Raw genomic sequence first — 25,090 nt, forward strand, 5'->3', positions numbered from 1 at the left:
AGACGCAATGAAGATCGAAGGTACAACCATCCTGGTGACTGGAGCCAATCGGGGCATCGGTCGGGCACTGGTCGAGGAAGCCCTGAGCAGAGGCGTAAAGCGCGTCTTCGCCGCAACCCGCCAAGCCATGGCCCACCCGGACCGGCGTGTGACGTCCCTGACCATGGATGTGACCAACGCTGCGCAGATCCGGGAGGCGGTCGAGAAGATCGATGCTCTCGATATCCTCATCAACAACGCCGGCGTATCGCCCTTCGATGACCTCAGCGACCGTCGTGTGCTCGAACAACAGCTCGCCGTAAACCTCTTCGGCTCGTACGACGTTACCCAGGCTCTGCTGCCGTTGCTGGCCCGGTCGCGGGGAGCCATCGTCAACATTCTGTCGCTGGCCTCGATTGCCGCCGTGCCGTTCAGTCCGGCTTACTCGATCTCGAAGGCGGCCTCGTTCTCACTGTCGCAGTCGTTGCGCACCCTTTTGGCCGGACGGGGTGTCAGCGTCCACAGGGTCCTTCCCGGCCCGGTGGACACGGACATGACACGGGGCCTGGACATCGCGAAGGCCTCTCCGGAGTCTGTCGCGCGGGCGATCCTGGACGGAGTGGAGAACGGCGAAGAGGAAATCTTCCCCGATCCCATGTCGGAATCCCTGGCGGAAGGCTGGCGCAGCAGTGCAGTCAAGGCGCTTGAACGCCAGTTTGCAGCCTATGCGGAAGCAAGCCCGTCAAGTGAAGCAAGCCCGTCAGGCAGTGGGCATGAGAGAAGCAGCGAAACGATTGCCCGCGAGGCCCATCCTTGCTGCTCGGCCTGAAATTGCGGACGCTTGTGCAGGGGGCGGCGGCATCGCCGCTCTGGGCGGAAGCGAATTCCCCACAAGCGACAACGGAGCATCATTTTCGCTTGTCGAAATGCGCTTCAGCTTCTCGTCGCCTGATACGCCTCTGATATCGCCGCCGTGCGAAAAAGACGATCAAGTCTGCCAGCCAACCTGGAGCATTGAGATGGAGCAAGGCATCACGCGCGCTATCAATTTGCCTACCATTCATCGCTACATTGGAAAAATCCGAGGGTTCCGTTTGTCGAGCTTCGACCCATTGACGAATACTCGCCCCGTCCGGCAGTTTCGCCGCAAAAGCCAGTTCACGTCTCATGCAAACCCACTCCACCCGGTGGCGCAATTCCTCCTCATAGCCAATGCCTCGCTGATGGAGACGCGCATGCGTCGCCTCATGCACTATCGCGCTGGCGATCTGGTCGGTCAGCGTGTGCTCGCCTAGAACAAATCGCCGATCAAGCTCGCAAGTCGAAGTCGATTTCACAAATTGCGCAGCGGCACCTGGATTGATTGTGATCCAGATCCGTTTGAGATCGCGGACCAGACGGCTGTATCGAACAGGGTCAAATTCTTGAATCAATCGCAGCGCGGCGGCAACCTTATCGGCATCTTTCCCACCGCTCTCGCCATTATAGAAAACTGGCAACCCATCGATCGTTCTCTTGTCGATCGACCTTATAGCCAACCAGCTGAAAACACGGATCACTATCTCTGAACCACGCCGCTTTTCAGTCTTCTCCGGATGGGGCAAGACTTTCCTCAGTTGCGGTCGTCGGGGAAACTTGGAATAGGCATGAACTCGACGCCGTCTTCGGCCAGGCTCTTGGCCTCGTCCAGCGTCGCCTCGCCATAGATGCCGCGCGGATCGCTTTCACCGAAATGGATCTTGCGCGCTTCCTCGGCGAATTTGTCGCCGACATAGTCGGCATTCTCGCGCACCTTGTCGGCCATGGCCTTGAGCTGCGCCAGCGCCTGCTTCTGCGCCTCGCCCATGGCCAGCGCGATGCTTTCGCGCTTGCGCCCGGTGGAGACGGCAGGCGCCATCAGCGCCTTCTCGACCTTGTGCGAGCCGCAGGCCGGGCAATCGACGAAACCGCGCCTCTTCTGTGTGTCGAAATCGTCGTTGCTGCGGAACCAGGCCTCGAATTCGTGCTCGTGCTCGCAGATCAGGGAAAAGCGGATCAAGAGGCCGCACCCCTGAGCGGCATTGCCTCCGCCGAACCGGCGTTTACCGCAAAATCGCGTGCGTTCTTGAGGTTCGGTATCTTCTTGCGCGCGGCGACGGACTGCGCCGGGTCGATCTCGGCGACGATCACCGCCGGCTCGTCATGCGCCGCCTCGGCGATGACGCGGCCCCAGGGATCGACGATCAGCGAATGGCCATAGGTTTCGCGGCCGTCTTCGTGCACGCCGCCTTGCGCGGCGGCAACGACATAGGCGCCGTTCTCGATGGCACGCGCCCTGAGCAGCACGTGCCAGTGCGCTTCTCCGGTCTGGCGGGTGAAGGCTGCGGGCACCGAAAGCAGATCGGCGCCGGCCAGCGCCTCGGCACGAAACAGCCGCGGAAAGCGTAGATCGTAGCAGACGGCAAAGCCTAGCTTCGCGCCCTCGATTTCGGTGACGACAGCCTCGGTGCCTGGCTCATAGGCGGCGGATTCGCGCCAGCTCTCGCCTTCGTCGAGATCGACGTCGAACATGTGGATCTTGTCGTAGGTGGCAATCGTGGCGCCGTCCGGCCCGAACAGAAGGGCGCGGTTGGCAAGCTTGCCGTCGGCGCGCAGAATGGCGGTCGAGCCGATATGCAGGAAGATGCCGAGCTCCTTGGCCAGCCTCCGTGACGTCGAGACGACGATGTCCTTGTCTTCGGAGGTGAAGGAAGCGGCTCGCGCCTGGCTGTCGCGGATCAGCGCGCCGGTCATTTCCGGGGTCTGGATGTAGCTCGCGCCAAGGCCTGCCGCCTCGCGCACCAGCCGTTCCAGATCGACCGCATTGCGCTCCGGGCTGGTTCCCGAACGCATCTGGATCGCCGCCGCCTTGAAAGCACCCATCGTCATGTCCTTATCTGGTCGAGCCGTTGGCGAGCAATCTGTCCAGCCGTCCTTCCGCCTCCAATTCGTGGAGATCGTCGGAGCCGCCGACATGCGTGTCGCCGATGAATATCTGCGGAAAGGTGGAACGGCCGTGGGCCCGGGAAATCATTTCCCGGCGCAGTTCCGGCGAGAAGGAGGCGTCGTGCTCGGTATAGGCGACACCCTTCCTGTCGAGCAGCCGCTTGGCCGCGGTGCAATAGCCGCACATCATCCGCGTGTAGATCGTCACATCGACCATCGGTCAGCAACCCTGCCTCGTTCCGCTGTCATCTAGGCTATATAGGCGCCGATTCGTCGGCCCGAAAGTCCCCCGGCAGCACACGCGCGAAGGTCATTACGTCGACCGCGCCGGCACCGCCCTTCTTCAATGCCCTGGCGACCGCGCGGACGGTGGCGCCGGTGGTGTAGACATCGTCGATCAACAGCACCCGGCGGCCGGCGATTTCGATCTCCGCCTCATCAGGCACTTTGAATGCGGCGCGAACATTTTCCTCGCGTTCCCGCCGCTCAAGCCCGACCTGCTGGCGCGTGAGTTTGACGCGCCTGATGGCTGATGGCGCGAAGGGCCGCTCCCCGAGCTGCGCCACCGCCCGCGCCAGTTCCGCCGACTGGTTGAACTGCCGCCTGAAGAAACGCCGCCAGTGCAGCGGCACCGGCACGACCACGTCGGCCTCGGCGATGAGCTCGGCACCGGCGCGAAGCATCCAGCGCGCCATCCACGGCGCCAGATCGGTGCGGTCCTGGTATTTCAGCCCTTGCACCATCTGGCGGGCAACGCCGGAATAGGCGACCGCCGCCCGCGCGCGCTCGAACGGCGGCGGGTCGGCTATCGCCTCCGCCGAAAGGAACCCTTCACCCATATTGTGGGTGAACGGCGTGCCCATCACCGGGCACCATGGCCGTTCCAGCAGCCTGAGTTTCGGCCAGCAGGCGCCGCACAACACGCCGGGCTGCGAGACATGGCGGCGGCAGCCGGCACAGACCGGCGGGAACAAGAGGCGCGCTGGCCAGCCCAATGCCTTGCGGGCAATGCTCTTGATCGCAATACGCTTGATCTCTGGCATGGGATCGGCCACGTGGTTGGTCCTCCGCATCACTATATCAGAGAGCGAAGCACAAGGACCTGCCCATTGCAGCCTGTAATTGACACCTCGCTCTGGCTGGCTCGCAAGCGCCGGGCACTGGCCCGCCCCATCGCCGGCGCGGATTTCCTCATGCGGCGGGCGGCCGAGGATCTTGCCGACCGGCTCGGCGCCGTCGAACGCAGGTTCGGCAAGGCGGCCTCATTGTTTTGCCAGACGCCGGCAGCAGCAGAGGTGCTCGCCGAAAGCGGCAAGGTGACGGAAAACGTGCGTGTCGAGGCCGACGCCGCTTTCCTGGGTGGCCAGCCAGGACTGTTGGCGCCATTGGAAACCGTGCCATTCGAGCCGGAAAGCCTCGACCTCGCCGTCTCGCTGCTGTCGCTGCAGGCGATGAACGACATTCCCGGCATGCTGGTGCAGGTCCGCCGGGCGCTGAAGCCGGACGGGCTTTTCCTCGGCGCCTTCGCCGGCACAGGCACGCTCTCCGAACTGCGCGAAAGCCTGCTTGCCGCCGAGACCGAACTCTATGGCGGCGCCAGCCCGCGTGTGATCCCGTTCACCGACGTCCGCGACGCCGGCGCGCTGCTGCAGCGCGCCGGCCTGGCACTGCCAGTTGCCGACGTCGAGACGATCACGGTGCGCTACGATTCGCTATTTGGCCTGGTCGCCGATCTGCGCGCCATGGGCGAGACCAGCGCGCTTGTCGACCGCAGCAGGCGGCCGGGCACGCGAGCGCTGTTCGCGCGCGCCGCCGAAATCTATGCGGAGCGGTTTTCGGATGCCGATGGCCGCGTCAGGGCGAGTTTCTCGGTGGTCTGGATGTCAGGCTGGGCGCCCGATGCCTCTCAGCAAAAGCCGCTGAAGCCGGGCTCCGCAAAAATATCGCTGAAGACAATCCTGGAAAACCCCGGCGGCCCCTGAGCGCATCCTTGCGCAAAAGCTAAGCGTATCCCACGCAAAAGCTAAGCAGGTCACTGTGCAAAAGCGTTGGCAAGCTTGCTGCTGTTGTCGCTGAACAACCACTGGATGGCGCCGGCAGCCTGGCCAATACCAGCGACAATGGCAAGCGACAGAACGGCGACGATCAAACCATATTCGATAGCCGTCGCACCCCTCTCGTCTTCTAAAAATCGTTGCAGCAAGATTTTCATGGGCGCCTATCCCTCTTGCCCGAACCTAGCGCCGACCCGTTAAGAAAGGTTAATGCGACAGGCTTAACGCGCGGTGAACCAGCTGCATTCTAGGAAACAGCCGAATCCTGGAGATCTGTTGAGGAGTCAGCAGTCGCCGCTGCTTCTGCCATCGGCCCGTATAACGCAGACCGAACTGGGCAGCGGCTGCAGCACGCTCTTGCGTAGCGTATAGCTGTCGCGCTGGCCGATCGAGCCGGTGCTCATCGTATCAAGCCCGTCGCGGGCAAACTGCGAGCGGGTCCGGCTGTCGAGGTAGGGCGTCGCGATCAAGGCCAGAGCCACCGCGGCCGAGCCGAACAAGAGGGCGATGCGCAATATTCCCATGCCGGCATTGGCGGCGCCAGGAAGGCGGTCGGGCCAAGGCGAGTCCCAGTCCTTTTCAAGGCTCATGCAAATCGCTCCCCAGCGGTGGAATCGGCGTAACCGCCTAGCGTCAATTTTTCACGGTCAGATAAATCTTTCATTAACGCTGCTGCCAGCGCGTTGCGGCGCTGCCCGACTTACGGCAGGTCGGCCGTTACAGCAGATCGATGAGGAACTGGATCAGCGGGGCATCGGCCGGCGGCATTGGAAAATCGCGCATCTGGCGCGGCCGCACCCATTTCAGCACCTGGCCTTCCTTCGGCTGGGCAATGCCGCGGAATCGACGGCAGACGAACAGCGGCATCAGCAGGTGAAAATCATCGTAGGAATGGCTGGCGAAGGTGAGTGGCGCCAGGCAAGGGATGTCGGTTTCGATGCCGATCTCCTCGTACAATTCGCGGATCAGGCATTGTTCCGGCGTCTCACCGGGCTCGACCTTGCCGCCCGGAAACTCCCACAGGCCGGCGAGTTGCTTGCCTTCGGGCCGCTGCGCCAACAGCACGCGCCCGTCGGCATCGACCAGCGCGCAGGCCGCGACCAGGAGCAGGCGTTTGCCGATCGTATCCAAGCCGCTCATGCGCCGGGTGGCCGGCGATAGCGATAGCGATAGACTTCGTCGAATCCGAGCGAACGGTAGAGCGCCAGCGCCGGCGCGTTGTCGGCCTCGACCTGCAGCCAGGCTTCCCGCGCCCCGCGCAGCCGCGCCCATTTCAGCGCCGACCGGATGAGATGGCGGCCATGGCCCTGGTTGCGCACCGACCTGTCGGTGGCGATCTCGAACAGGCCGGCAAGGTCGCCGTCATGCACGCAGATCAACGTTGCCAGCGGTTCGCTGCCGGCCTCCAGCGCAAACAGCCCGGCCTCCGGCTGGATGGCGCCGATGATCTCCGACAGGCCCGGCCGCAGCGACACATCCGAGCCGCTCACCTTGAGCGCCGCGCCGATGAAACGGCTGATGTCCTTCAACGGAATCTGGTCCATGGCATCGTCGAGTATGGCGTCCGCCAGCGGCAGCCGCATGACCAGCGACTCCGCGAATATGCTCCAGCCCTCGCCGTCGAGGTACTTCGAAAGATCCGGCCCCGACAGCGGCGAGATGCGAAAGGTCAGCGGCCTGCCATAGGCGTCGAAGCGGCGGCTGGCACGGCCGATGCGCTCGGCAATGTGCTGGATGTCGCCCGGATCGAGCGGATTGACCGAGTTCAGCCGCTTGGCCGGGTGGCCGGCCGTCAGCCGAACCACCCAGGTGCCGTCATAATGGACGGCGGCCGCCGGCCAGGCGCGAAAGCCGGCCGCCTCATAGCGGCGCACGATCGCCAACACGCTTGCCGGATGTCTGGAAGCCAACGCCATCAGCTCCGATAATCGCCGTTTATGGCGACATATTCCTTGGTGAGATCGCAGGTCCACACCGTCGCCTTGCCGCGGCCGATGCCGATATCGGCGCGGATGCGGATCTCGTCGCGCTTCATATACGCCGAAGTCGCCTCCTCGGAATAGGCGGCGTCGCGCTCGCCCTGATAGGCCAGGCGGTTGTCGCCGAACCAGATCGACAGAAGGTCGCGGTCGGCCGGTTCGCCGGCCTTGCCGACGGCCATGACGACGCGGCCCCAATTGGCGTCCTCGCCGGCGACTGCCGTCTTGACCAGCGGCGAATTGGCGATCGACAGCGCGATGCGCTTGGCCGAGCGGGCCGATTTGGCCCCGGTGACGGTGACCTCGACCTGCTTGCGGGCGCCCTCGCCGTCGCGCACCACCTGCAGTGCCAGCGATTTCAGCACCTTGCCGAGGGCACGGCGGAAGGCGCCGAGGCGCGCATCCTTGGGGTCGGAAATTGCCGGCGCGCCGCGCCTGGCGGCAGCACCCGTGGCGAATATCAGCAGCGTGTCGCTGGTCGAGGTGTCACTATCGACGGTAACCGCGTTGAAGGTCTTGGCCGTGCCGCGCGACAGGAGGTCCTGCAGCACGGGTGCTGCGATCGGCGCATCGGTGGCGATGAAGGAAAGCATCGTCGCCATGTCGGGCGCGATCATCCCGGCGCCCTTGGCGATGCCGTTGATGGTGACGTCGGCATCGCCGAGCTTGACCGTCGCGGTCGCCAGTTTGGGATAGGTGTCGGTGGTCATGATTGCCTTGGCGGCTTCGGTCCACAAGTCCGGCTTGCCGTCCTTGACCAGCCCGGCCAGCAGATGGCTGAACCTGCCGGCGTCGAGCGGTTCGCCGATCACGCCGGTCGAGGCCAGGAATACCTCGCCCGCTGTGCAGCCGGCCGCCTTCGCCGCCACCTCGCCCGTGAGTGCCGTCGAGGCGCGGCCCTTCTGGCCGGTAAAGGCATTGGCATTGCCGGAATTGACGACCAGCACGCGTGCTTTGCCAGCCACGAGGTTCTGCCGGCAGAAATCAACCGGCGCCGACGGGCATTTCGACCTGGTGAACACGCCGGCGACGGTGGTGCCGGCGTCGAACACCATGGCCAGCAAGTCGGTGCGGTTCTTGTATTTTATGCCGGCCTCGGCGGTGGCGACGCGCACGCCCTCGATGGCCGGCATCTTGGCATATTTCTTCGGCGCGAGCGGCGAAACCTGTGTGGACATGGAAGACCCCGGGCGGGAAAAATCGCGAAAGGAACGCCGGTTTGCCCGATAGCACGCGCTGGCGCAAGGCGTTTCACAGCCGTTACGGATGCCGGAAGCCTGACACCGCCTCATGCAGCAAGCAGGCTGTTGCAAATTTGTTGGCGTCGCTGCGAGCGATAGCGCTATGATCCTGCCCCATGGGCAGGCTTGTGGTCTTGGCACTGGCGTTTCTGGGCTTTCTGCTGCTGCGCGCCGATGCGCAGACGGCGCGGCGCGTGGCGCTTGTGGTCGGCAACGGCAGCTACGCCGAAGCCGGCACGCTGGCCAATCCCGTCAACGATGCGCTCGACATCGCCGACAAGCTGCGCGCCATCGGCTTCGAAGTGATCGAAGGCAACGATCTCGGCAAGCGCGAGCTCGAGCGCAAGATCGGCGAATTCTCCGATGCGCTGCAAGGCGCCGGTGCCGGGCTGTTCTACTATGCCGGCCATGGCCTGCAGGTCGACGGGCGCAACTTCATCGTGCCGGTCGACACCCGGCTGGACATGCCGGTCAAGCTGCAGCTCGAGGCGGTGCCGATCGACGAGGTTCTCGACATCATGGAGCAGCAGACCAAGGTCAGCCTGGTCTTCCTCGATGCCTGCCGCAACAACCCGTTTGCCCGAAGTCTCAGCCGCAGGGCCACGACGCGCTCGGCGACGGCTCTCGCCGGCCTTGCCCAGTTCGAGTCGACGCGCGGCTCGTTCATCGCCTTCTCGACGGCGCCCGGCGCTGTGGCAATGGACGGGACGGGGCGCAACTCGCCGTTTGCGGCGGCACTTTTGCGGCACATGGCCGAGCCCGGACAGAGCATCAACGACATGATGATCGCGGTGCGCCGCGACGTCGTTTCCGCAACGCGCGAGGCGCAGCGTCCCTGGGAGCAGGGGTCGCTGCTCGAGCGTTTCGAATTCGTTCCGGGCGCAGACACTGCCCAGCAACCGAAACCGGCCGTCAGCCCGGCTCCCGCGTCGCAGGTGGCTGCGCTCGAACGCTCCGTCGGCGACAAGAGCGCCATCGAGCAGTTTCTGCGCGAAAACTATCTGGCGCCTGATGCCAGGAGAATGCGCGAAACCGTCAGGCGGCTTTACGGTTCGTCGGCCACCATCTACGGCACGCGCTACGACAGCGAGGCGATCGTCAAGGTCAAGACCGGCTGGTTCGCGCAATGGGCATCGTGGTCGTTCGGTCTCGAGCCCGGCAGCCTTAAGGTGACGCCGCACGGCAAGAACCGTGCCGACGTGGTTTTCGCCATGCGCTACGACTATGTGCCGAAGGACAAATCGGCGCAGCGCCTGACCGGCAAGGCGCGGGTGACGCTGGAACTCGTGCTGGCCGATGGCGCGTGGCGCGTTGCGTCGGAAACGTCGCAAGCGCTGGAATGAACATCAGCGGACCGCCGGGTTGATGAACCCGCGAAACGCCCGCTGCACGCCCGGAATCAGCCCCCAGATCATGATCGAGACCATCAGCGGCGCGATGACCAGCGTGCGTTGCCAGATTTGCCATTCCTGCGTCAGCGGAAAAACCACGTACAAAATGGCAGTGATCAGCGGATACACGCCGAGCAGCACCAGCAGGGCGAAGCGCAGGCGCGAAAAGCGGGTCACGGCGGTCGAGTTCATCAAACTCTCCTTATCGTTACGGAACGTTCCGTTACATATAAAACGGATCGTTCCGTTTCTTCAAGAGTTGTATATGATGGCTGCTGAAATCGCGGGTAAGGAAGAAGAGATGGGCGAAATCACCGATCCCGGGCGCAAGTCGGCTGGCGCACGGCGCAGCCCGGAAAGCGCCGATGCCATTCTCGATGCCGCAGAGGCGGTACTGGTCGAAACCGGCTATTCCGGCTTCTCGATCGAGGCGGTGGCGCGCCGCGCACGCGCCGGAAAACCGACGATCTATCGCTGGTGGCCAAGCAAGGCCGCCTTGCTGCTCGACGTTTACCAGCGGCAAAAGCGCGTCGACAATCCCGATACCGGGAAGCTCGAGGAGGATCTCGTCGGCTTCCTGAAGAGCTTGTTCGCGCACTGGCGCGACACATCGTCGGGCAGCGTGTTCCGATCGCTGATTGCCGAAGCGCAGTCGGATGAAAACGCGGCCGCCGCTCTAGCCGAATACGCAAGAGGGCGTCGTGTCCATACCGGCCAGATGGTCGAACGCGCCAAGGCAAGGGGAGAGGTGGCAGCCGATGTCGATGCCACTGTCGTCGCCGACCTGATCGCCTCGTTCGCCTGGACGCATCTTCTGACGAACCGCCTGGACGAGGACGAAGCGACGCTGCGCAGGGCGGTCGGCTATGTCTTGAAAGGCATAGTCGCTGAGGATGCCGGCGACGCCACGCCGATCCGGCGGCGGCGTCGACGCATCATCGGTCGCGCCCCCAAATAGAAGCAACAGGGCGGCAAGCGCCCTGCCGTAGCTCAATCTAGCCCTATTTGGCGCTTTCCAGTGCGTCGACCGTCTTCTTCAGGTTCGCATCCGGGATGTCGACCTTGGCGTTGGCGCGCAGCGACTTGACCAGCGCGAAATACTTGTCGCGGATGACCGCCTGGCGGGCCTGGTCCTTGACCTGGTCGAAGGCCGGCGGCTGCTTGGTGCGCTTGTCCTCGACCTTGATGACGTGCCAGCCGAACTGCGACTGCACCGGCTGCTCGGTGTATTTGCCGACCGCCAGCGCAAATACCGCCTTGTCGAATTCCGGCACCATCTGGCCAGGTCCGAACCAGCCGAGATCGCCGCCGCTGGTCTTGCCGCTCGGATCGCTGGTGTGCTCGTTGGCAAGCTTCTGGAAGTCGGCGCCGCCGTCGAGCTGCTTGATGATGGCGTCTGCCTCTTCCTTCGTCTTCACGAGGATGTGACGGGCGTGCACCTCGTTGGTGGGCGGCGTGTTGGCAATTTCCTGGTCGTAGCGGGCGCGGACCTCGGCATCGGTAACCTTGTCGACGACGCCCTTCTCGACCATTTCGCCATGCAGCGCGCGCTGCTGCAGGAAGGCCATGCGGCGCTGGAAGTCGGGATCCTTGTCGAGGCCGGTGGTCACCGCCTGAGCCGCCATCACGCGGATTTCGATCGCCGCCGACAGCGCCGCGGCGCGGCGCTGCTCGGGCGGAAGCTGCGCGAACTGCTGCGACAGCTCGCCCTCGGCAAGCCCAAGGTCTGCCTCGGTCAGCGTCTGGCCGTTGATGGTGGCGACCACGGCGTTCGGATCGACCGGCTTGGCTGCCGGGGCGGGTGCCGCCGGCTGGGCAGGGGCGGCTTCCTGCGCCATCAGCGGCGACAGCGAGAGGGCCGATAGCCCGAATGCCAGACCAAGGCTGGCGAGCGACGCGCGGCGGAACAATACTGACATTACGGTTATCTCCAAAGCGGGGTAGCTAGAGCGGAATGGCTTCCAGACCAGCAGGATTGTGGCGGAATTTGGCGCGGTCGACAGGGCGGGCGCGGCGTTGACATCGAATGAGCCCCCTCTTATCTGTCCAACGACTTTGCGTCCAGAACCGTTTTCCGGGCGCTTTTTGCGTTTGTCCGCGTTCACGCGCATTTGATGGGGGCCGGCCGGCGCCCGTCGCAATGACTTGGAATGCTATCGAAAGGGCCATTGGATGGTCAGTCTCGGCGGTCTCGCCCGTAAGGTTTTCGGCTCCTCCAACGATCGTCGGGTCAAATCGACCCGGCCGCGCGTCGAGGCGATTAATGACATGGAAAACGAGATGCGGGCGCTTTCCGACGCCGAGCTTCAGGCCCGCACGGACAAATTCCGCCAGGACATCGCCAACGGCGCCAGTCTCGACGACCTCCTGGTGCCGGCCTTCGCCACCGTGCGTGAGGCCGCCCGCCGCGTGCTCGGCATGCGGCCGTTCGACGTGCAGCTGATCGGCGGCATGGTGCTGCACAATGGCGGCATCGCCGAGATGCGCACCGGCGAAGGCAAGACGCTGGTGGCGACGTTGCCGGTCTACCTCAACGCGCTCGCCGGCAACGGCGTCCATGTCGTCACGGTCAACGATTACCTGGCCACGCGCGACTCCGAATGGATGGGCCGCGTCTACAAATTCCTCGGCCTCAAAGTCGGCGTCATCGTCCATGGCCTGTCCGACGAGGAGCGCCGCGTCGCCTACGCCGCCGACGTCACCTACGCCACCAACAACGAGCTTGGCTTCGACTATCTGCGCGACAACATGAAGTACGAGCGCGCCCAGATGGTGCAGCGCGGACACAGCTACGCCATCGTCGACGAGGTCGATTCCATCCTGGTCGACGAAGCCCGCACGCCGCTGATCATTTCCGGTCCGCTCGAGGACCGTTCGGAAATGTACAATACTATCGACACCTTCATCATCCAGCTGCAGCCGCAGGACTACGAGATCGACGAGAAGCAAAAGACCTCGATCTTCACCGAGGAAGGCACCGAGAAGCTGGAGAACATGCTGCGCGATGCCGGCTTGCTCAAGGGCGAGTCGCTCTACGACGTCGAGAACGTCGCCATCGTCCACCACGTCAACAACGCGCTGAAGGCGCACCGGCTGTTCCAGCGGGACAAGGACTATATCGTGCGCAACGGCGAGATCGTCATAATCGACGAGTTCACCGGCCGCATGATGCCCGGCCGCCGCTATTCGGAGGGCCTGCACCAGGCGCTCGAAGCCAAGGAGCATGTGGCGATCCAGCCGGAGAACCAGACGCTCGCCTCGGTCACCTTCCAGAACTATTTCCGCCTCTACAAGAAGCTCGCCGGCATGACCGGCACGGCGCTGACCGAGGCCGAGGAATTCGCCAACATCTACAATCTCGACGTCACCGAGATCCCGACCAACCTGCCGGTCATCCGCATTGACGAAGACGACGAGGTCTACCGGACGGTCGAGGAGAAATACAAGGCGATCGTCAAGGAGATCAAGGAAGCCCGCGCCAAGGGTCAGCCGACGCTGGTCGGCACGACTTCCATCGAGAAGTCCGAGCAGCTGGCCGAACGCCTGCGCAAGGAAGGTTTTAAGGATTTCGAGGTGCTGAACGCCCGCCACCACGAGCGCGAGGCGGCGATCGTCGCCCAGGCCGGCAAGCCCGGCGCCATCACCATCGCCACCAACATGGCCGGCCGCGGCACCGACATCCAGCTCGGCGGCAATGCCGACATGCGCATCGCCGACGAGCTTGGCGACATGCCGGCCGGCCCCGAGCGCGAGGCGAGGGAAAAGGAAATCCGCGACGACATCGCCCGGCTGAAGGAAAAGGCGCTCGCCGCCGGCGGCCTCTACGTGCTCGCCACCGAACGCCATGAATCGCGCCGCATCGACAACCAGTTGCGCGGCCGCTCGGGCCGCCAGGGTGACCCCGGCCGCTCGAAGTTCTTCCTGTCGCTGCAGGACGACCTGATGCGCATCTTCGGCTCCGAGCGCATGGACGGCATGCTGCAGAAGCTCGGCCTCAAGGAAGACGAGGCGATCATCCACCCCTGGATCAACAAGGCGCTGGAAAAGGCGCAGAAGAAGGTCGAGGCGCGCAACTTCGACATCCGCAAGAACCTGTTGAAATATGACGACGTCTCCAACGACCAGCGCAAGGTGGTGTTCGAGCAGCGCATCGAGCTGATGGACGGCGAGGGCCTGTCCGAGACCATCACAGAGATGCGCGAAGGCGTCATCGAGGAGATCGTCGCCAAGAACATTCCCGAAAACGCCTATGCCGAGCAGTGGAACGTCGCCGGCCTCAAGGCCGAGATCGCCGAATTCCTCAATCTCGATCTGCCGGTCGAGGACTGGGTCAAGGAAGAAGGCATCGCCGAGGACGACATCCGCGAGCGCGTCAGCCAGGCCGCCGACGCCGCCGCCAAGGAGCGCGCCGAGCGTTTCGGCCCCGACGTGATGACCTATGTCGAACGTTCCGTGGTGCTGCAGACGCTCGACCATCTGTGGCGCGAGCACATCGTCAATCTCGACCATCTGCGCTCGGTCGTCGGCTTCCGCGGCTATGCCCAGCGCGATCCGCTGCAGGAGTACAAGGGCGAGGCGTTCGAGCTGTTCCAGGCGATGCTGGGCAATCTGCGCCAGGCCGTCACCGCGCAATTGATGCGCGTCGAGCTGGTCCGCCAGGCGGCCGATGCGCCGCCGCCCGAAGCCCCCGACATGTTCGGCAGCCATATCGACGGCTTCACCGGCGAGGACGATTTCGAAGGCGGCGAGACGGCCGTCCTGGTCCGCCAGGAGACCAACGCCATCGTCGCCCCCGAAGACCGTGACCCGAAGAACCCGGCGACCTGGGGCAAGGTCGGCCGCAACGAGGCTTGCCCCTGTGGTTCGGGCAAGAAATACAAGCATTGCCATGGGGCGTTTGCGTAAGCGCCACCTTCCTTCTCCCCGTTCACGGGGAGAAGGTGCCCGAAGGGCGGGTGAGGGGCAGCGCTAGCGTTCGCGATTAGCCAATCTCCCCACCTGAGGGGGAGATGGCCGGCAGGCCAGAGGGGGGCGCGAAGGGTCGCCGGCCTTTGATTTATTCGCTTCTCAAATCAGCCCTGAATCGCGTGCCGCGGCCGTCGCCTCACCCCGCGAAACCGCTTCCAGCTTGCCCAGAACCGCCGAGACGTGGTGATCGACCGTCTTCGGCGAAATTGTCAGCTGCTCGGCAATCCGCTTGTTGGAGAACCCGCGCTCGATCAGTTGCAGCACCTCCATCTGGCGCTGGGTCAGGCCGGCACGATTGGCACGCGTCGTTTGGCGCGGCCCCCTTGCAATACGGTTGACCCCGTTGCGCCGCATGGTGTCGCGCAGGTGAACGGCGACGGGCCTGGCGCCGAGGCTCTCAAAAATCTCCAGTGCCGAGCGCTGTGCGGTCTCGTCGCCCTCTGCCAACGCCAGCCCGCGTTCGTAGGGCGCGTTCATCTCGGCCCATAGTTCTGCCGCCGCCTGCCAGTCGCCGGCGAGCAGCAGCCGGTAGGGCGCGGCCATGCCGATGGTGTCGCCGGGATCGAGGTCCGGCGCCAGCTTCTGCCGCCACATCGCCAGCTCGCCGAAGACCGCCCGTGTCGTCGACAGGCTCTCGGCCAGCGCGATCAGGCCGAACGCCTCCTCCCGGTCGCCCTGGCCAAGCCATGCCCGCTCGGCCATCAGTGCCGCATAGGGCGCCAGCCGCTGCAATTCCGATCCCTTTTCGAGGAACCGCGCCATTTCGGCAAGCAGCGGCTCGGCGGAAGGATCGCCGCGCCGCACGCGCAGCTTTGCCATCGCCACCACGGCGGGATGGCGGACCAGCATCGTCGCCTGCTCGTTGGCGATCACCTCGAGTGCCTCGGCGGCAGCCTCTTCCCATTGCCCCTGGCGCAGCAGCAGCTGCGCCAGCACGCCGCGCATATAGTCGCGCCAGGTGACGAGGTCGTTTTCGACGCAATAGTTGATGCCGCGATCGAGGAACGACCGCGCGTCAGCGAAGCCGAGCTGGTTCATCTCGCTGCAGGCGCTGTTGGTGAAGGCGCGCGCCGCATGTTCCTGAAAATTCTGCTCCAGCGCGATCTCCAGGCTGCGGGCAAGGTGCAGCCGTCCGTTTGCCAGATCCAGCCACTGCTCGGCGCTGCCGACATTGTTGAGCGCGTGGCAGACGATGTCGGGCCGGTTCAGTTGTTCGGCGAGCGCAATCGCCTTGTTGCCGAGCCGCAGCGTGTCGTCGAGCCTTTCGGCCAGCATCGCCAGTTGCGAGAGGTTGGAATAGGCCATGGCGAGTTCCGGCCCGGCCGGCGCGGCCTCCAGCAGCTGAACCGCCTGCTCGCCAAGGGCATCGGCAGCCATGCGGTCGCCAAGCAGGTAGGCAAAGCGCGACAGCCATCTGAGGCAATCCCCTTCCTTCCCCGTATTCCCCTGGGCCTGATGCAGCCGGCGCGCCTGGTCCTGCGCGGCGATGGCCTCGTCGATCTTGCCGATGAGGTGGCACTCGAAGGCATATTTCTCATAGAGCGCCGTGCGCTCCTCCACCGGCAGGCTGTCGGCCTGCCGCAACACGGCTTCATAGAAGCCGGCCGCATCGCGATGGGCGCCGACGCGGGAGGCCTCGCGCGCCGCAACCGGGGCCAGCTCGCGCACTGCCTGCAGATTGTGCGCCTCCACCGCGTGATGCACCAGGCGGCCGGTGGAAACCTCGCCGTTTTCGAGCAGGGCGGCCAGCGCGCGCTGGTTGAACTGCCGCCGGTGGCTCGTCGTCAACATCGCTTCGATGGCGCGGCGGGCGATCTCGTGCCGGAACGCATAGCCGTCGCCCTGATCCTCCAACAGGCCGTTGGCGACGCATTCGGCAAGCTGGCCGGCGCTGGCGACGCCGCACAGGCCTTGCAACGCCCAGGCGTCGGCCCGGCGTGGGAACACCGACACCGCGTCGAGCATCGCGCGGGCGCCGGCCGACAGGCGCTCGGCGCGCGCCAGAACCGCGTCGCGCACGCTTGCCGGCAGCGCCGTTTTTTCCTCGCATCCGCTGCACAACAGTTCGGTGACGAAAAAGGCGTTGCCCGCCGTCGCCCGGTAGATAGCATCGCCATCGCGCCCCGCCGCCTCGGCCAGCGACAGCACCGCTGCCTCGCTGAGCAGCGGCACGTCGATGCGCGCGACGCTGCCTGCCGGTATCTCGCCGAGCGCGCGGCGCACCCGCATCTGTCCCTCGCTGCGATCGGTGCGCGCCGTTAGCAGCAGCAAGAGATGCCTGTTGGCGATGCGCCGGCCGAGAAAGCGGACGAAATCGAGCGTCGCATCATCGGCCCAGTGCAAGTCCTCGATCACCAGCAGGGTCGGCTGCGCCTTTGTCTCGAAGATGTCGAGCGCATCCGAAAACAGCGGCAGCCTCTGTCCTTGCCGACGGTCGATCGCCTGCGGCAGCGCCCATTGCGCGTCCCGCGCCAGATCGTAAAGCGGCCCGAGCGGATCGGGTATCGACAGATCCTCGCAGGCGCTGCGGAATATGCGCGTGGCTTGCACAGTCCGGTCGATGAAGGCCTCGACAAGCGCGGTCTTGCCGGCCCCGGCCTCGCCAGCAAGCACCGCGACGCAGCCACGGCCGCGCCCGGCATCGGCCAGCAGCCCGTCGAGTCGCTCCAGCTGTGTCTGCCGTTCCAGAAGCATCATTCGCTCACGCAGATCGAGTTCGCCGAAAAGGCGGACCCGCGATGGACCCGTCAACATATCCCCCGTCCATAACGCTGCCAACATAGGGAATCGTCCCGCCAAAAATGGGGAAAGGTTCCGATGTGCGCTCTTGGCGGGCGTGATCAATGTCGAGCCGCGCTCAAACCGGGCGTGACCCACTGGAGAAAGGAAGGCTTCCATGCCTCGCTATCTGATCGAACGCACATTCCCCGACGGCCTCAACGTGCCGATGAACGAAGCCGGCGCCGACGCGCTGGGCGGTGTCGTCATGCGCAATGCCGAAAAGGGCGTTACCTGGCTGCAGTCCTACGTGTCGCCGGACAAGAAGCGCAGCTTCTGCATCTACGACGCGCCCTCGCCCGAGGCGATCCGCAGCACCGCCCAGAAGAATTCGCTGCCTGTCGACAAGATCACGGAGGTGCGGGTTCTTGACCCCTACTTTTACCGTTGATGGCAGGCAAACCCCAAGTGGCGGACAAAAGGATGAGTATCAAACTGCCATTCGCGGCAATTGCGACATGCCTGATGGCATGCCGGTCGGCGAACCGGCGCCTGTCGTGGGAAACCCCGGCGGTTCCCTGCTTGGCCGTCTATGGCGGATCGCGGCGGCGCTGCCTTCGCGTCTGCTGGGCAGGCGGCGCCGGCTGCCCCCGCAAGACGATTATCTGAGGCAGGACATCGGACTGCCCGACCGCGAGCAGCGGCGCGAATACTGGGAATATTATTGGTGGGACCATTAGGCCGCCGCGCCGTTTGGACGGGCTGATACAAGCCGTGCAACCGGCCGCATCACTGCGGCCGACATGAAAACAGGACGAGCGACCTGTTTCGCAAAATTCCAACGGACGCCGCAGCGTTGAGCAGACCCGCTCGGTGCGCGTCCTCAAACAACCGGAGAGAACATGAACATCAATCTTTGCACCGGGCGCCTTGCCGCCCTGGCCATCCTGTCGATCGCCGCCACCGCGGCCCAGGCAAAGGACGGCAATCCGCTGGCCGACATGGTACGCGCGGCCAACAGCCGCTTCGAGAATGTGGCGGCGGCAACCGCCGAGGGCTATGCGCCGATTCCCTGCGCCAGCGGCATCACCGGCGGCGCCATGGGCATCCACTACGTCAATCCGGGCTACCTCAAGGATGACGCTGTCGATGTCGCCAAGCCTGAAGCGGTGATGTACGAGCCGGCGGCCGACGGGACGCTAAAACTGATCGCGGTCGAATACATCACCTCGAAAGGCCCGGCCTCGCTCGACGGACATCTGTTCAACTTCAACAGCGCGCCCAACCGCTATGGCCTCGGCCCGTTCTACGAGCTGCATGTCTGGGCCTGGAAGGGCAACCCGACCGGCGTGTTCGCGGATATGAACCCGAATGTTTCATGTGATGCGATGAAGGGGATGTAAGCGACACTCTTCCTTCTCCTCGTCACTATACGGGGAGAAGGTGCCCGAAGGGCGGATGAGGGGCAGCGCGGATGTTGGCGACTGCCAATCTCCCTACCCACCCGAGCGGAGTGAGAAGCGGTCCGCGCAGCGGACAAAAAGCCAATTGCTTGGCTTGTAGGGCTTCGAAGGCCAGGCCAGAGAGGGGGCGCTGTCCCGCAGGCTTGACCCGCCAAAATCCCGGGAAGGCGGCTTCGTCCACAGTCATTTCCTCAACCATCTTCACCTGCACGCCGATCTTCTGGTCCTTGAGCAGGTCGCATAGTCCGTCGCCATCGATCAGGTCGATGGCCGGGAGCTCCGTCGCGCACAGCCTCGCGCCGGGCGCTCACATCATATGATGCGCAGCGGCGCGAGAATATCGTCGCGGTCTGGTCGAACGACCGGTCCTGCCAACCCCCAAATCAATCCCTCTAGTTCGTCTGGCGGGAGATGCAGCAATGCTGCGATCTCATGTTTCGTCATGCGCTCGCTCCAAAGATGAGCGAGAATCTTTCGCCAAACCGCCGACGTTTCGCGCTCGATGCCGTTCGGCTCACCGGTTCGATAGCCACGGCGGCCTAGTTCAATGCAGGCTGATTTGTATTGCCACTCCGTGAGCAGGCTCAATGAATGAAGCCTATACGCCATCGCCATCGCAGATACGCGCCAGCGGGCTTTCGCACGGAGGATAATATCTACGGTAATGAATCGGGGCACACGTGAACGCACGTCGTGTTCCGGCATCAAGAATGCCGAAGCGAATTGGTTTGCCTCGCGTTCGGCAAGACGTGACCGTTGCGCACCAGCGTGCCTGTGCATCACCAGATGACATAGCTCATGGGCAGAATCGAAAATGCTATGCTCTGGCGTCTTGTAATTGTTCAAAAAGATATAAGGCCTCTCGTCGCGCCAGAACGAAAAGGCATCGACAGAGCTAGTTGCTTCCGACAGAGAGAAAACCCTCACGCCGTGCACCTCTAGCAGGCCAAGCATATTGCCGATTGGTTTCTCGCCGAGATTCCAATACCCGCGCAGAGCGCGGGCGGCCATTTCCGGGTCTGTTTCATAGCTTAAGTCGAGAAGGTTGGTGTCGGGCAGGCTGAATTGCTCTTCAAGCCAATCACTAAGTTCCAAACCCAGGCGTCCTGCGTTGATCGCCGCATCCCGTTCCTTCGCGCTCATTTTTGAAAGACTGCGAAAGCTAACGGCTGTCGTATCAAGCTCGTCAGGGTCATCTAGGTGGAAAAAGGTTGCCGGGTAGTCCAGCGCGGTGGCAAGCTTGCCGATGCTCATCTCGTCGGGTTCGTTTTCTCCGTTTTCGATGCGCGAAACGGTAATCGGGGACAACCCCGCAGCTTCAGCGAGTCCTTTACCTGTCATCCGCCGTCGTTTCCGAGCGAGGACGAGCCTTTTCGGATTGAATGCCATGACGATTACTTCTTGCGAGCAACCTTCGGGTCGAAATCATCGGCGACATCATCGCTATCAAACGACAGCTTCGGCTCTGCATCCAGATCACTGCCATCCGAGAGGAAAAGCCGCTCCACAAAATGCGTAAATCGACCGCCCTTCACAACGGGACAACTCAATTCGGCCGCCCCGTCCGGAGCAACCATCAAGTAGTATACAGTCCAGCCTTTCTCGTCGGCTTGATGGACCGGAGCATAGCTAGGCAGGCCACCAAACAGGTCATTGCCCGCGCAAAGGCGCTCCGCGCCAGCTCCCTTGCTGGAACGCGGCTTCGGGTCATGGTGATCGCTGCAGGCGATGTCGACGTTCGCAAAGACGATCTTGATGCGCCTTGCCTCATTCCGGATTATTTCGACACCATTTGTCCGGTCAAGAACCCAATCGGCTCCGACAAACTCATTCCGAAGCGAGAAGGTGCCATAGTGATAAGAGAACGTCCCGGCTGCATTGGCTGGGAAAAATAGGGTCGCATCAGCCGCCGCGCCGACGGCTATGTTCCGAGCAATGAGAAGCTTGGCCCTTTCAAGCTGCAGGTACTCAAGGCGCGGTAGAACCTCCCATTCTTCCCGGAGAACGCGCGTCGGGGTCATTTGGGGCATGTGGATAGCTCCGTGTTAACGAATCTTACCATACCGTATGGTTTAAATTATTAACACGCAAGCGCTATTTCTGATTGCCCAACGCTTTTCCGCAGCCTTTTTGGCGATCTCAGCGCGACGCTCTGGCGTCATATTCTCGGCCCGCTTCTTTCCGCTCTGCGCCAAGGGCCTTGGCAGTGGGGTCCTTGCCGTCGTCAATCACATCGTCAGCTTCCTCGCCTGTCGCAATGCGCAGGACGCGGACGGCGTTGCCGATCACGTCGGCGGGGCGCTTCTGGCCTTAGGTCCGGTGGGCACTCCTAGTTCTCCGCATGGCTAAAAACGACAGCGCCGTTGTCCTTACGAACTTCAACGGACACGATTCCATCGTCACCCTTTCGGGTTTGGAACATGGAGGTTGCATGATCTTTCGCGGTCTTCTCGTCGTCGAAGATCACCTTGTCGACGATGCCCTGTCTTCCATACCAGATGACAGTGTAGACCATTGTTGCTGCCATGCTTTCCGCTAAGCATATAGGCGTTTTCGCATATGGGGCAAACGGGATAGGCGCTTCCGCGTATTTCAAACTGAGACACTACCGAGCGGGGTAAAGGGTTGCGCGAATGATGAATATGAGCAGCGCGCCGCCCCTCATCCGCCTGCCGGCACCTTCTCCCCGTATAGAGACGGGGCGAAGGAAAGCTCACCCAACCGTTTCTTAATGTGTCTCCGCTACACCCAACCCCTGTAAATTGGCGGAAAACGGAGAGTATTGGGTGCGCTTTTCCGCGGCGACGACAGCCGGGCGGTTCCTGCCGCAGCGCGTTGCGCTGCGCATAAGGCCGCTGCTTGGCCTGATCGATGCCGTCCTGTTCAGCGCCGGCGCGCGCGGCGAGGCCGGCCGCATGTCGCTGATCGCCTTTTCGGTCCGCATCGTCAGCGCCGTCATCGCCTTCGTCAGCCAGGTTTTGATGGCGCGCTGGATGGGGTCGTTCGAATACGGCATTTTCGTGCTCGTGTGGGTGACGATGGTCATCGTCGGCAATCTCGCCTGCCTCGGCTTCCACACCTCGATCATCCGCTTCATTCCCGAATATCGCGAGCGCGGCATGCTAGCCGAATTGCGCGGCATCGTGCGGGCCAGCCGGCTGTTCGTGCTGATTGCCTCGACGGTGATCGCCGGCCTCGGCGCGCTCGGCGTCTGGCTACTGTCGCCCTTTATCGAGAACTATTATGTCGTGCCGTTCATCCTCGGCATCATCTGCCTGCCGATGATCGCCATGTCCGACCTGCTGCAAGGGCTGGCGCGGGCCAATTCCTGGGCGCTGTTTGCGCTGTCGCCGACATTCCTGGTGCGGCCGCTGCTGATCCTGGCGTTCATGGCGCTGATGCTGCTGGCGGGCTATGCGCCGGACGCCAAGACCGCGATCTTCGCCGCGATCGCCGCCACCTACGCCACCACGCTCGGCCAGCTTATCGGCGTGACGTCGCGCATCGACAAAAGGATTCCGGCCGGGCCGATGAAATTGCATTTCGGCCAATGGTTCATCGTCTCGCTGCCGATCTTCCTGGTCGAGAGCTTCTTCTTCCTGCTCACCAATGCCGACGTGCTGATGGTCGGCGCCTATCTCGATCCCAACGACGTCGCCGTCTATTTCGCCACCGTCAAGACGCTGGCGCTGGTGCATTTCGTCTATTTCGCGGTCAAGGCCGGCGTCGCCCAGCGCTATGCGCAGTTCACCCATGGCGAGCCGCAAAAGCTCGCCGCCTTCGCCCGCGAAACCGTGTCGTGGACCTTCTGGCCGTCGCTGGCGATGGCGCTGCTGGTGCTGGCCCTGGGCGAGCCGATGCTGACCCTGTTCGGCCCGGAATTTTCCGCCGGCTATCCGCTGCTGTTCCTGCTGGTGTTCGGCGTCGTCGCGCGGGCCGCCGTCGGCCCTTGCGAAAGCCTGCTCACCATGAGCGGCAACCAGAACATCTGTGCCGCCGTCTATGCCATGACGCTGGCCTTCAACATCGCGCTTAGCGTCGTGCTGATCCCGCTCTTCGGTCTGTGGGGCGCGGCGATGGCCACCGTCTTCGCCATGATCTTCGAGGCCGGCGCGCTGTCCTTTACGGTCTGGCGCAAGCTCGGCATCGCCATGGTCATTTTCGTGCCCGCCAAAGGAGCCGCCTGATGGCTGCCGTCCCCTTGCTCGAGGAAACCAGCGGCGGCCCGGCCGGCGCCATGGTGTCCGGCCTTGCCGGGCTTGCCCGCGAAGCCGATCCCGCCCATGTCGAGATCCTCGCCAACAACCGGCCCGAGCGCAAGCTTGCCATCTATCCGGCCTCCGCCGGCTTCGACCTGGTCGAGGAGCTCGACTATCTCTGTACCCGCACGATCGAGTCCAACGTCTTCTTCAATCCGCGCTTCCTGGCGCCGGCCATGCCCAGGCTCGAGGACCGCGAGGTGCGGCTGGCCGTCATCCGGGACGGTGACCAGTACCGCAACCGGCTGCGCCTGCTGGTGCCGTTCTCGGTCGAGCGGCCGATGGTGCCGCTCGGCGTTCCTGTCATGCGCACCTGGTCGAGCCCGTTCGGCCCGATCGGCACGCCGCTGGTCGATCGCGACGATCCGATCGGCGTCATCGAGGATTTCTTCGCGATGCTGTCCAGGCCGCATCTCAAGCTGCCGAAGGTCTTCGTGCTGCCCGACATAAGGCTGGACGGCCCGGTGGCGAGCCTGCTCGCCAGCGTCGCCGAAACGCGCGGCCTGACGCTGGTCACCACCGGCAAGGCCGAGCGCCCGGTGCTCGAAAGCGCGCTCGACGGCGAGGAATATCTGAAGGCTTCGCTGCGCGCCCACCATTATCGCGAGTTCCGCCGCCTAAAGCGCCGCCTCGCCGACCTCGGCCGGCTGCAGCATGTCGTGGCGCGCGGGCCTGACGAGATCCGCCACGCCATCGAAAATTTCCTGACGCTGGAGGCTGCCGGCTGGAAAGGCCGCGAGCGCACCGCCATGGCCATCGACCGCTACCGCGCCGCCTTCGCCCGCGAAGCGGTGCACCGGCTGGCCGAGCAGGATCTCTGCCGCATCCATTCGCTGACGCTCGACGGCCGCACCGTCGCCTGCCTGATCGTCTTCGTCGAGGCCGGCGTCGCCTACACCTGGAAGACCGCCTATGACGAGACGCTCGCCGCCTATTCGCCGGGCACGCTGCTGATGATCGAGGTGACCAGGCAGCATCTCGACGACCCCAACATCATGATGACCGATTCCTGCGCGGTGCCCGACCATCCGGTGATGAGCCGGCTGTGGAGCGAACGCAAGCCGATGGGCACGCTGGTGATCGGGCTGACGCCGGACGCCGACCGCCCCGCCGGCCAGGCGGCGTCGCAGCTTCACCTCTACCGCGAAACCCGCAACATGGCGCGTCTGCTGCGCAACCGGATGAGGAGCCTGCTGCGCCGGCGCTAGTGCTTGGGGTCCAAAGTGGGCCCGACCGTCCGTCTCCGCACCGTCGGCCCGCTCGGGCCTAGGTCGTCAGGGTTAATTCTCCCGATCAGCGGAAAGGATTAGCATCGACGCAGTCCCAACCGGGATGAGGCGATCGATTACGGCCGCGCGTCCAGCATCACTGCCGCCTCGGTCCTGCACGGCCAGAAGAAAAAAATCTGGGAGGAATGCATGATGAAAACAACTCACCTCAGGCGTGTCGGTATCCTCACCTTGGCAGGTCTCGTTGGCGCGTGTCTGAACGCCGCCACTCCTCGGGCGGCCGAACCCGACAAAGCCGAGATCGATGCCCTGCGTAAATCGCTGTCCAGGTATGAAGACTACAAGGTTGCCATTCGCGAGCTTTATCTATCGACGGTAGGATGCGTCTTCTACAGCGGCGAAAAGGTAGAGGGGGCGATGGACTACCCGAAGGGCGCGATGGGCATCCATTTCGTCAACGTCACGACTGTCGGCCCGACCGCGGATCCGACGCGCCCCAATGTGCTGATCTATGAGCCGGTCGGCGGCGAATTGCGCCTGGTCGGCGCGGAATGGCTCGTGCCCTTGACGCCGGACACAAAGGAGCCGCCGAAGCTCTTCGGCCAGACATTCCAGGGGCCGATGGAGGGGCATTATCCGCTCATCCCGAAGGAGTTCCACCACTACGACCTTCACGCCTGGCTGTTCAAGGACAACCCGCTCGGAATGTTCAGCCCGACGAACCCGGACGTGAAATGCGACAACTATCCGTTTCCGATGCCTGAGCAGCCGACCAAGATGGTGCCGGGGCCGATGTAATAGCGGCTCAGGGTACGATCCGTAGCTTGCGAGGAAAGGCAGCCGGA

Annotated in this window: 27 protein-coding genes; 11 read left to right on the plus strand and 16 right to left on the minus strand. The window is 63.8% G+C overall.

The window, feature by feature from the left end; genetic code table 11:
• Positions 1-7 precede the first annotated feature (7 nt).
• Positions 8-808, plus strand: coding sequence for an SDR family NAD(P)-dependent oxidoreductase (locus NKK47_RS13320; protein WP_352577145.1), 801 nt, complete (start codon positions 8-10; stop codon positions 806-808).
• A gap of 79 nt (positions 809-887) precedes the next feature.
• On the opposite strand, the gene NKK47_RS13325 is transcribed toward NKK47_RS13320, so the two are convergent.
• The 5 genes from NKK47_RS13325 to NKK47_RS13345 are packed head-to-tail and all read right to left on the minus strand — an operon-like array spanning position 888 to position 3,998.
• Positions 888-1,583: a hypothetical protein gene (locus NKK47_RS13325; protein ID WP_352577147.1), complete on the minus strand. Its 696-nt coding sequence runs from the start codon at positions 1,581-1,583 to the stop codon at positions 888-890.
• A gap of 8 nt (positions 1,584-1,591) precedes the next feature.
• On the minus strand, positions 1,592-2,017 hold the full coding sequence (locus tag NKK47_RS13330) for a DUF1178 family protein (protein ID WP_352577149.1): 426 nt from the start codon (positions 2,015-2,017) through the stop codon (positions 1,592-1,594).
• Positions 2,014-2,880 (minus strand): carbon-nitrogen hydrolase family protein, encoded by an 867-nt coding sequence (locus NKK47_RS13335; protein WP_352577151.1) that lies wholly within the window; start codon positions 2,878-2,880, stop codon positions 2,014-2,016. Before NKK47_RS13335 ends, NKK47_RS13330 begins: the two co-directional genes overlap by 4 nt.
• Before the next feature lie 10 nt (positions 2,881-2,890).
• The gene (gene grxC, locus NKK47_RS13340; RefSeq protein WP_352577153.1) at positions 2,891-3,160 is read right to left on the minus strand and encodes a glutaredoxin 3; all 270 of its coding nucleotides are present in this window, start codon (positions 3,158-3,160) and stop codon (positions 2,891-2,893) included.
• 37 nt (positions 3,161-3,197) lie between these two features.
• Positions 3,198-3,998: a ComF family protein gene (locus NKK47_RS13345; RefSeq protein WP_352577155.1), complete on the minus strand. Its 801-nt coding sequence runs from the start codon at positions 3,996-3,998 to the stop codon at positions 3,198-3,200.
• A 54-nt stretch (positions 3,999-4,052) separates the two neighbouring features.
• Between NKK47_RS13345 and NKK47_RS13350 the strand changes: the two genes are divergently transcribed.
• Positions 4,053-4,925 carry a methyltransferase domain-containing protein gene (locus tag NKK47_RS13350; RefSeq protein ID WP_352577157.1) on the plus strand — a complete coding sequence of 291 codons (873 nt, stop codon included), beginning with the start codon at positions 4,053-4,055 and terminating at the stop codon, positions 4,923-4,925.
• Between the two features lie 50 nt (positions 4,926-4,975).
• Here the strand turns inward: NKK47_RS13350 and NKK47_RS13355 are convergent, their stop codons facing one another.
• The 5 genes from NKK47_RS13355 to argJ form a co-directional block, all read right to left on the minus strand.
• Positions 4,976-5,155, minus strand: coding sequence for a Flp family type IVb pilin (locus tag NKK47_RS13355; protein ID WP_352453066.1), 180 nt, complete (start codon positions 5,153-5,155; stop codon positions 4,976-4,978).
• Positions 5,156-5,281: 126 nt separating this feature from the next.
• Positions 5,282-5,587 (minus strand): hypothetical protein, encoded by a 306-nt coding sequence (locus NKK47_RS13360; protein ID WP_023677980.1) that lies wholly within the window; start codon positions 5,585-5,587, stop codon positions 5,282-5,284.
• A 127-nt stretch (positions 5,588-5,714) separates the two neighbouring features.
• Entirely contained in the window at positions 5,715-6,137 is a 423-nt protein-coding gene (locus tag NKK47_RS13365) for a (deoxy)nucleoside triphosphate pyrophosphohydrolase (RefSeq protein ID WP_023677979.1), read from the minus strand.
• The gene (locus NKK47_RS13370; RefSeq protein ID WP_352577159.1) at positions 6,134-6,913 is read right to left on the minus strand and encodes a GNAT family N-acetyltransferase; all 780 of its coding nucleotides are present in this window, start codon (positions 6,911-6,913) and stop codon (positions 6,134-6,136) included. Before NKK47_RS13370 ends, NKK47_RS13365 begins: the two co-directional genes overlap by 4 nt.
• A complete protein-coding gene (gene argJ / locus NKK47_RS13375; protein ID WP_352577161.1) occupies positions 6,913-8,154 on the minus strand; it encodes a bifunctional glutamate N-acetyltransferase/amino-acid acetyltransferase ArgJ in 1,242 nt (413 codons plus the stop codon). The genes NKK47_RS13370 and argJ overlap by 1 nt, the downstream gene beginning before the upstream one ends.
• A 179-nt stretch (positions 8,155-8,333) precedes the next feature.
• Between argJ and NKK47_RS13380 the strand changes: the two genes are divergently transcribed.
• Entirely contained in the window at positions 8,334-9,560 is a 1,227-nt protein-coding gene (locus NKK47_RS13380; protein WP_352577163.1) for a caspase family protein, read from the plus strand.
• 3 nt (positions 9,561-9,563) lie between these two features.
• Here the strand turns inward: NKK47_RS13380 and NKK47_RS13385 are convergent, their stop codons facing one another.
• Positions 9,564-9,800, minus strand: coding sequence for a putative antibiotic biosynthesis monooxygenase (locus NKK47_RS13385; RefSeq protein ID WP_352471336.1), 237 nt, complete (start codon positions 9,798-9,800; stop codon positions 9,564-9,566).
• 109 nt (positions 9,801-9,909) lie between these two features.
• Here NKK47_RS13385 and NKK47_RS13390 point away from each other — a divergent pair, with 109 nt between their 5' ends.
• Entirely contained in the window at positions 9,910-10,566 is a 657-nt protein-coding gene (locus NKK47_RS13390; protein ID WP_352577250.1) for a TetR/AcrR family transcriptional regulator, read from the plus strand.
• Positions 10,567-10,609: 43 nt separating this feature from the next.
• Here the strand turns inward: NKK47_RS13390 and NKK47_RS13395 are convergent, their stop codons facing one another.
• Positions 10,610-11,527 (minus strand): peptidylprolyl isomerase, encoded by a 918-nt coding sequence (locus tag NKK47_RS13395; RefSeq protein WP_352577165.1) that lies wholly within the window; start codon positions 11,525-11,527, stop codon positions 10,610-10,612.
• Positions 11,528-11,780: 253 nt separating this feature from the next.
• Here NKK47_RS13395 and secA point away from each other — a divergent pair, with 253 nt between their 5' ends.
• On the plus strand, positions 11,781-14,513 hold the full coding sequence (gene secA, locus NKK47_RS13400) for a preprotein translocase subunit SecA (protein ID WP_352577167.1): 2,733 nt from the start codon (positions 11,781-11,783) through the stop codon (positions 14,511-14,513).
• A 162-nt stretch (positions 14,514-14,675) separates the two neighbouring features.
• Here the strand turns inward: secA and NKK47_RS13405 are convergent, their stop codons facing one another.
• A complete protein-coding gene (locus NKK47_RS13405) occupies positions 14,676-17,330 on the minus strand; it encodes an ATP-binding protein (RefSeq protein ID WP_352577169.1) in 2,655 nt (884 codons plus the stop codon).
• Positions 17,331-17,472: 142 nt separating this feature from the next.
• On the opposite strand from NKK47_RS13405, the gene NKK47_RS13410 reads away from it, so the two are divergent.
• From NKK47_RS13410 to NKK47_RS13420, 3 genes are all read left to right on the plus strand, one after another.
• Positions 17,473-17,745 (plus strand): DUF4242 domain-containing protein, encoded by a 273-nt coding sequence (locus NKK47_RS13410; RefSeq protein WP_023677971.1) that lies wholly within the window; start codon positions 17,473-17,475, stop codon positions 17,743-17,745.
• A 67-nt stretch (positions 17,746-17,812) separates the two neighbouring features.
• A complete protein-coding gene (locus NKK47_RS13415) occupies positions 17,813-18,034 on the plus strand; it encodes a hypothetical protein (RefSeq protein WP_352471339.1) in 222 nt (73 codons plus the stop codon).
• 162 nt (positions 18,035-18,196) lie between these two features.
• A complete protein-coding gene (locus NKK47_RS13420) occupies positions 18,197-18,697 on the plus strand; it encodes a hypothetical protein (protein WP_352577171.1) in 501 nt (166 codons plus the stop codon).
• A 372-nt stretch (positions 18,698-19,069) separates the two neighbouring features.
• Here NKK47_RS13420 and NKK47_RS13425 read toward each other — a convergent pair whose 3' ends face one another.
• The 3 genes from NKK47_RS13425 to NKK47_RS13435 all read right to left on the minus strand — a co-directional run bounded on the left by NKK47_RS13425 (position 19,070) and on the right by NKK47_RS13435 (position 21,284).
• Positions 19,070-20,146: an ImmA/IrrE family metallo-endopeptidase gene (locus tag NKK47_RS13425; RefSeq protein ID WP_352577173.1), complete on the minus strand. Its 1,077-nt coding sequence runs from the start codon at positions 20,144-20,146 to the stop codon at positions 19,070-19,072.
• 5 nt (positions 20,147-20,151) lie between these two features.
• Positions 20,152-20,787 (minus strand): hypothetical protein, encoded by a 636-nt coding sequence (locus tag NKK47_RS13430; RefSeq protein WP_352577175.1) that lies wholly within the window; start codon positions 20,785-20,787, stop codon positions 20,152-20,154.
• Positions 20,788-21,086: 299 nt separating this feature from the next.
• Entirely contained in the window at positions 21,087-21,284 is a 198-nt protein-coding gene (locus NKK47_RS13435) for a hypothetical protein (protein WP_023721050.1), read from the minus strand.
• Positions 21,285-21,543: 259 nt separating this feature from the next.
• Here NKK47_RS13435 and NKK47_RS13440 point away from each other — a divergent pair, with 259 nt between their 5' ends.
• From NKK47_RS13440 to NKK47_RS13450, 3 genes are all read left to right on the plus strand, one after another.
• Positions 21,544-22,944: a lipopolysaccharide biosynthesis protein gene (locus NKK47_RS13440; protein ID WP_352577177.1), complete on the plus strand. Its 1,401-nt coding sequence runs from the start codon at positions 21,544-21,546 to the stop codon at positions 22,942-22,944.
• A complete protein-coding gene (locus tag NKK47_RS13445; protein ID WP_352577179.1) occupies positions 22,944-24,224 on the plus strand; it encodes a GNAT family N-acetyltransferase in 1,281 nt (426 codons plus the stop codon). Before NKK47_RS13440 ends, NKK47_RS13445 begins: the two co-directional genes overlap by 1 nt.
• Before the next feature lie 210 nt (positions 24,225-24,434).
• Positions 24,435-25,043: a hypothetical protein gene (locus tag NKK47_RS13450; protein WP_023677966.1), complete on the plus strand. Its 609-nt coding sequence runs from the start codon at positions 24,435-24,437 to the stop codon at positions 25,041-25,043.
• Positions 25,044-25,090 lie beyond the last annotated feature (47 nt).

The sequence above is a fragment of the Mesorhizobium sp. M0019 genome, from assembly GCF_040323975.1.
Lineage (GTDB): Bacteria > Pseudomonadota > Alphaproteobacteria > Rhizobiales > Rhizobiaceae > Mesorhizobium.